The sequence below is a fragment of the Hominilimicola sp. genome (genome assembly GCF_046972485.1).
GTDB classification, from domain to species: domain Bacteria; phylum Bacillota; class Clostridia; order UBA1381; family UBA1381; genus Hominilimicola; species Hominilimicola fabiformis.
In genome coordinates this window covers 1-7,145 of sequence record NZ_JBKVWU010000114.1, presented here as the reverse complement: position 1 = coordinate 7,145, position 7,145 = coordinate 1, and the positions used below count along the sequence as shown (strand labels likewise).

Annotated in this window: 6 protein-coding genes; all 6 read left to right on the top strand. The window is 39.8% G+C overall.

Translation table 11 applies throughout. The features are described 5' to 3' along the window. Positions 1–57 precede the first annotated feature (57 nt). Positions 58–444, top strand: coding sequence for a nicotinate-nicotinamide nucleotide adenylyltransferase (locus ACLTU0_RS09780; protein WP_412322259.1), 387 nt, complete (start codon positions 58–60; stop codon positions 442–444). Beyond that, complete coding sequence (gene yqeK / locus ACLTU0_RS09775) at positions 434–1,012, top strand: bis(5'-nucleosyl)-tetraphosphatase (symmetrical) YqeK (RefSeq protein ID WP_412322257.1); 579 nt, start codon at positions 434–436, stop codon at positions 1,010–1,012. The genes ACLTU0_RS09780 and yqeK overlap by 11 nt, the downstream gene beginning before the upstream one ends. Beyond that, on the top strand, positions 1,013–1,354 hold the full coding sequence (gene rsfS / locus ACLTU0_RS09770; RefSeq protein ID WP_022230105.1) for a ribosome silencing factor: 342 nt from the start codon (positions 1,013–1,015) through the stop codon (positions 1,352–1,354). 23 nt (positions 1,355–1,377) lie between these two features. Continuing rightward, positions 1,378–3,789, top strand: a complete 2,412-nt coding sequence (gene leuS / locus ACLTU0_RS09765) for a leucine--tRNA ligase (RefSeq protein ID WP_412322255.1) — start codon at positions 1,378–1,380, stop codon at positions 3,787–3,789. A gap of 262 nt (positions 3,790–4,051) precedes the next feature. Beyond that, positions 4,052–4,999 (top strand): AEC family transporter, encoded by a 948-nt coding sequence (locus tag ACLTU0_RS09760; protein WP_412322253.1) that lies wholly within the window; start codon positions 4,052–4,054, stop codon positions 4,997–4,999. Positions 5,000–5,350: 351 nt separating this feature from the next. Further along, positions 5,351–7,145 (top strand): carbohydrate-binding domain-containing protein (locus ACLTU0_RS09755; protein WP_412322251.1); only part of this gene is annotated, 1,795 nt, incomplete at its 3' end.

Genomic DNA, 7,145 nt, shown 5'->3' with positions numbered 1-7,145 from the left:
GAAATGACGCATATTGCCATAGCGGATAACAGTGCTTTTGAGGAGGACGATTTTTAAATTAATCGCAGTGAAATATCGTATACGGTAAACACGCTTGGATATTTAAAAGAAAAATATCCGAATAACGATTTGTTTTTTATAATCGGTGAAGATTCGCTTAATGATTTTGATAAGTGGTACAAGCCCGATAAAATACTTGAAATGTGTTCGCTGCTTGTATTTCCGAGAAAATCGCTAAAGTCGCTTACGGAAACGATAAAGGCCGTAAAAGAAAAAATGAACGGTCGGATATTTCCTATATCAGCACCCGTTTTTAGAATATCTTCAACGGATATAAGAAACAGAGTGAAAAACGGTCAGACGGTAAGATATATGCTGCCTGAAAATGTTAGAGATTATATAAATAAGTATCATCTTTATAAGGAAAACGAAAATGATAGATAATTACAAGAATAAATTAAAGAGTATGCTAAGCGAAAAACGATATAAGCACAGCCTTGGAGTGTGTGACGAAGCGGTAAAGCTTGCCGAAAAGTACGGTGCAGATACCGAAAAAGCATACAAAGCCGGAATTTTGCACGATTGTGCAAAGGGTTATGACACAGACGAACAGATAAAACTTTGTCAAAAGTACGGTGTTGTGCTTGATGATATAACGCTTGCGTGTAAGCCTGTCATTCATGCACCGCTCGGTGCAAAAATTGCAAAGGCTGAGTATGGAGTGAACGACAAAGACGTGCTTGACGCGATAATGTGCCACACGGTCGCAAAGGAAAATATGTCGCTTTTGGATAAAATAATCTATATTGCGGATATGATTGAGCCTATGCGTGATTTTGACGGAGTGGAGGAGCTTAGGAAAGCGGCGTACGAAAATATTGAAATGGCATTTATTCTTGGACTTAAACAAAGCATTATATTTAACGCACAGAAAAATAAAATAATACACCCCAATACATTATCGGCATGGAATTATATGCTGATGAACGGAAAACAAAAGGAGGGACACTAAATGACTAAGGTTGAAATTATTCAAAAGGCACTTGAAGATAAGAAAGCGACAAATATAGAAGTGCTTGACGTTGCAGAGCAGACATCACTTGCGGATTACTTCGTTGTTGCGTCTTGTCAGTCAACGGTACAGGTAAGAGCGTGTGTTGATGAAATTGAAGAAAAGCTTGAAGAGGCAGGCTTTGAGATAAATCATAAAGAGGGTTACAGAGGCGGCAGCTGGATTTTGGTTGACTGCGGCGACGTAATCGTTCACGTTATGCAGCACGAAATGCGTGAATTTTATGCTATTGAACGTCTTTGGGACGACGTCGGTAACGTAGACGAATCAGAAGAAGAATAAATTTTAAAGGAGCAAATATACAAATGGAGAGTTACAACTTTAAAGCTATTGAAAAAAAATGGCAGGATAAGTGGGAAGAAACAGGTGCATTCCACGCTGAAACAAACAGCAAAAAGCCTAAGTATTATACAATGATAGAGTTCCCGTATCCGTCAGGTGCGGGCTTGCACGTAGGACACCCGAGAAGTTATACGGCACTTGATATTATCGCAAGAAAGCGTCGTATGGAGGGCTACAACGTACTTTATCCGATAGGCTGGGACGCATTCGGTCTTCCTACTGAAAACTTTGCTATTAAAAACAAGGTACACCCGAAAATCGTAACGGCAAAGAATATTGCTAACTTTACACGTCAGCTTAAAATGCTTGGTTTCTCATTCGACTGGTCAAGAGAAATCAACACAACCGATCCGAGCTATTATAAATGGACACAGTGGATATTCTTACAGCTTTTTAAGCACGGACTTGCATATAAGCAGGAAATGCCGATTAACTGGTGTACCGGCTGTAAAGTAGGACTTTCAAATGAAGAAGTTGTAAACGGTGTTTGCGAAAGATGCGGAAGTGAAGTTGTTCAAAAGAGAAAGAGCCAATGGATGCTTAAAATCACCGAGTACGCACAACGTCTTATCGATGACCTTGACGATGTAAATTATCTTGAAAAGATTAAAACACAGCAGAAAAACTGGATAGGCAGAAGTGAGGGCGCAGAGGTTAAGTTTAAACTTTCAACAGGCGATGAAATGATTGTTTACACAACGCGTGCAGATACACTTTTCGGTGCAACTTATACAGTTATGTCACCTGAACATCCGCTTATCGAAAAGATGAAAGATTCAATTACAAATTATGACGAAGTGCTTGCATATAAGACAGAGGCGGCAAAGAAGTCTGAATTTGAAAGAACAGAGCTTGCAAAGGAAAAGACAGGTGTTAAACTTGAGGGAATTTATGCGGTAAATCCTGCAAACGGTGCAAAACTTCCTGTATTTATTTCTGACTATGTACTTGTAACTTACGGTACAGGTGCAATTATGGCAGTTCCTGCACACGACAGCCGTGACTGGGATTTCGCAAAGAAATTTAATCTTCCTATTATTGAAGTTGTTTCAGGCGGTAAGAACGTACAAGAAGAGGCTTATACAGATGTATACAAGGGTAATATGGTAAATTCCGAGTTCCTAAACGGTCTTCCAGTAAAAGAGGCTATTCCTACAATGATTGAATGGCTTGAAAAGCAAGGTCTTGGAAAGAGAAAAGTAAACTTCAAACTTCGTGACTGGGTATTTTCACGTCAACGTTATTGGGGTGAACCTATTCCTCTTGTACATTGTGATAAGTGCGGTTGGGTGCCTATTCCTGAAAGTGAACTTCCTTTGGAACTTCCTGAAATTGAAACATTTGAACCGGGTGAAAACGGTGAATCACCGCTTGCAAAAGCATATGATTGGATTGAAACAACTTGTCCGTGCTGCGGCGGTAAGGCACAAAGAGAAACAGATACAATGCCGCAGTGGGCTGGTTCAAGCTGGTATTTCCTAAGATATATGGATCCGCATAATGACGAGGCACTTGCGTCAAAAGAGGCATTGGAATATTGGTCACCTGTCGATTGGTATAACGGCGGTATGGAACATACAACACTTCACCTTTTGTATTCACGTTTCTGGCATAAGTTCCTATATGATATAGGCGTAGTTCCTACAAAAGAACCGTATATGAAACGTACTTCACACGGTATGATTCTTGGTGAGAACAATGAAAAGATGTCTAAGTCAAGAGGTAATGTTGTAAATCCTGATGAAGTTGTAGAAGAATTCGGTGCGGACGCATTCAGAACATATGAAATGTTCATCGGTGCATTCGATCAGTCAACTCCATGGTCACAGCAAGGTTTGAAAGGTTGTTATAAGTTCCTTGAAAGAGTATGGAACTTGCAGTCAATCGTAAATGACGAAGAAGGTTACAGTGCTGACCTTGAAAAGAATATAAATAAGGCTATAAAGAAAGTCGGCGAGGACTTCGAGAGAATGAAGTTCAATACGGCTATTGCAACTATGATGAGTCTTGTAAATGATTTTTCAAAGAAAGGCAGTGTAACAAAGGGCGAATATAAGACGCTTATTACACTTCTAAACCCTGTTGCGCCTCATATGACAGAAGAATTGTGGCTGACTTACGGTAACGGCGAACTTCTTTCACTTCAGCCATGGCCGAAATATGACGAGGGCAAGACTGTTGATGATGAAATTGAAATCGTTGTACAGATTAACGGTAAAATTAAGGATAAACTTATGATTCCGGCAGGTCTTGATAAGGACGGCACACAAGAGGCTGCAATGAATACTGAAAAGATAAAAGGACTTATCGAGGGTAAGAACGTTGTCAAGGTGATTGCAGTACCGGGTAAACTTGTTAATATAGTTGTGAAATAACAGATAAAGCAGACTTCGAGAAATTAGTTCGGAGTTTGAGAAAATGAACTCGTTGGCGTACGTTTGTACGTTAGAGTTTATTTCCTCAAAAAGTGCACAGGCAAGCCGTATATCAATGATAGGCTTGCCTGTTATTTGTTATAATTGCAAATTAGTTTTTATAGTATAATATTTTGCACGTTCCGGACAATTTATCGACAGTCTGAAAGGGTGTTGCGGTGCAACACTCTCTTTTAAATTAAATCAGAGGTGATTAGATTAAATGGATAGTTTAATTTACAGTCTTAATGCGACACTTCCCGTATTCCTTGTTATAGTGGTCGGATACGTTCTGAAACAGATAGGAATTCTAAATGACGGATTTGTTAAGACGGCGAATAAGTTTAACTTTGTTGTGACGTTGCCGGTGCTGTTGTTCGTTGACTTGTCAACTACCGATATAATCGGCGATTTTGATATTACATATGTTTTGTATTGTGCATTTGTTACGACAGTGGCATTTTTCGGATTGTGGATTGCGGCAAAGTTTTTGATTAAAGATAAAAAGATAGTGGGTGAGTTTGTACAAGCCGGTTATCGTAGCAGTGCGGCGATATTGGGTGTTGCGTTTATTCAAAATATATACGGCGACAGCGGAATGGCGCCTGTTATGATTATCGGCTGTGTACCGCTTTTCAATATATTTGCGGTGCTTGTTTTGACTTTTGAGGGGGAAAAGGACGGCGGTGGCAAAGGCAATATTATAAATTCACTTATTAATATTGTTAAAAATCCTATTATAATAGGTATTGTTTTAGGTGTTGCGGCGTCACTTTTGAAAATTGATTTTCCCGAAATAATCGATAAAACATTAGCATCGCTTGCAAAAATGGCATCACCGCTTGCACTTATAACAATCGGTGCGGGCTTTGAGGGACGAAAAGCGATAGCGAAAATTAAGCCGACAATAGCGGCAACTATGATTAAACTCGTTGTCCTGCCGGCGGTATTTTTGCCGATAGCAATAAAGCTCGGTTTCCGTGACCAAGCACTTGTTGCACTTATTATAATGCTTGGCTCACCGACAACTCCGTCAAGCTATATTATGGCTAAAAATATGGGGCACGAGGGTGTGCTTACATCAAGCGTGGTCGTTGCAACGACGCTTATGTCGTCATTGTGCCTTACGTTTTGGATTTTTGTTGCGAGGTACTTCGGATATATAATATAAAGAGAACGGCAGGCGACAACTTGTCGCCTGCACAAAAATCACATCTTACGATGTAACTTTTGAGTATTTTCAAAGAAAAAATCATAAAGTTCCTTCAAAGTCGAAACTTTAGATTTTAAGCCATTTCTGCCGCACAGGTCGCCAGAAATGATTTTCAATGAGGTTAGCACCTCAAACATCCTAAAATAAAGTAGACAAAACCATTATGGTTTTGTCTGCAATTTGAGATGGCTACATATTCGTAGCCATTTTTTTATTAACAAAATATTCATAAATAAAATTCTTCCTTTAAGGTTTATTTAAGAAACTAAATGTATAATGAAATCAACATAAAGGAAAGGGGTAATAAGAATGAATATCGGATTAAAGAAAAAGATAATAAGTATAGCAGCAGTAGTTGCAATTACCGCAACAATCGGCAACGGATGTGTTTTGGCAAAGAGCAATGATATTACGGTTACATATGACGGTGAAAATATCAGCTTTGACGTTCAGCCTGAAATCGTAGATGACAGAGTAATGGTTCCTATGCGTACCATATTTGAAACATTCGGTGCAAAGGTTAAATGGGACAGCGACACGCAGACGATAACAGCAAAGAAAAAGTCAAAGACTATACAAATGACTATCGGCAGCAGTGATATGACTAAGAATGACGAAACATATTCATTTGATGTTTCACCTATAATTGAGGACGGAAGAACACTTGTTCCGATTCGTGCAATAAGCGATATGCTCGGACTTGATGTTGAGTGGAACGAAAAGAACAACACAGTTACAATAACCACTCCGCAAGATGATGAGGACGAGTCTTGGAAAAACAACACAGGAACGGTTGATCTTGACAATGTTGAAGTTACAGGTGACGGTATAAGCGTATCGGATAACATTATAACAATTTCAAAGGGCGGTGACTTTGAAGTCACAGGCACACTTGATGGCGGCCAAATTGTTATTGACACCGAAGAAAAAGTTAAACTTCGTTTGTCGGGTATGAGTCTTACAAATAAAAACGGCTCGGCTGTATATGTAAAGAATGCCGACAAGGCTTATATCACTTTGACGGACAATACCGAAAATACTTTAACGGACGGAGAAAATTACACAAGCGGTGATGAAAATGAAAAAGGCTGTATAACATCAAGAGATAATCTTGAAATTAAGGGCAGTGGCTCACTTACAGTAAACGGAAATTATAATCACGGTATTTTCAGCAGTAACAGCATTGAAATCGGTAACGGAAATGTTACCGTAAATGCAAAAAATGACGGTATTCATGCAAATGACACGCTTGCGATAAGCGGAGGTACTGTAAATGTTACTGCAGAGGGTGACGGACTTCAAGCAGAAGAAATACTTGATATATCGGACGGTGAAGTGAATGTTACGACAACAGGCGAGGTTAAGGCAAGTACATCTAATGACTTCGGCGGTCGAGGTGAAATGAAAGATTCGTCACAAATGACAGATGATGAAATTCAATCAATGCGTGAACAAATGAATAATAATCAATTTACGCAAACAGAAGAAAGTGACGACAGTGAAGATACTTCAAGCAAAGGTATAAAAGCGGATTGGATGTTTGATATATCGGGCGGTGAAGTTACAGTTGATTCGACAGACCATGCTATTCATTGCACGTCTGATATAAATATTACGGGTGGTACACTTAATTTATCGTCGGAGAGAAAAAAAGGTATATCAGGTCATGGTGATGTAACGATTGATGATGGTGATATAACGATAACAAAATCAACCGAGGGTATTGAAAGTAAGAAGATTTTGACGATAAACGGCGGTAATATTGACATAACTGCAAGTGATGACGGATTTAATTCAGGCGGTACAGGTGCAAATCAAAACGGCGGTTTCGGCGGCGGTACTAATATGCAAGGCGGTCAGCAGGGCGGCAGAGGTCAAATTGGCAGACGAAACAGTAACGGACAGGGCGGTAATCAAATGACACCGCCGGAAATGCCAAGCGACCAAAACGGCGGACAAATGACACCGCCGGAAATGTCAAACGGACAGGACGGTAATCAAATGACACCGCCGGATATGTCAAGCGACCAAAACGGCGGACAAATGACACCTCCGAATATGCAACAGGCCGAGGGTAATGAACAGGACAGTGAACATCATATCC

What these genes read in the sequence shown, in the direction of transcription:
- yqeK (WP_412322257.1), top strand. Translation starts at nt 434, where the DNA reads ATGATAGATAATTACAAGAATAAATTAAAGAGTATGCTAAGCGAAAAA.
- rsfS (WP_022230105.1), top strand. Translation starts at nt 1,013, where the DNA reads ATGACTAAGGTTGAAATTATTCAAAAGGCACTTGAAGATAAGAAAGCG.
- leuS (WP_412322255.1), top strand. Translation starts at nt 1,378, where the DNA reads ATGGAGAGTTACAACTTTAAAGCTATTGAAAAAAAATGGCAGGATAAG.
- ACLTU0_RS09760 (WP_412322253.1), top strand. Translation starts at nt 4,052, where the DNA reads ATGGATAGTTTAATTTACAGTCTTAATGCGACACTTCCCGTATTCCTT.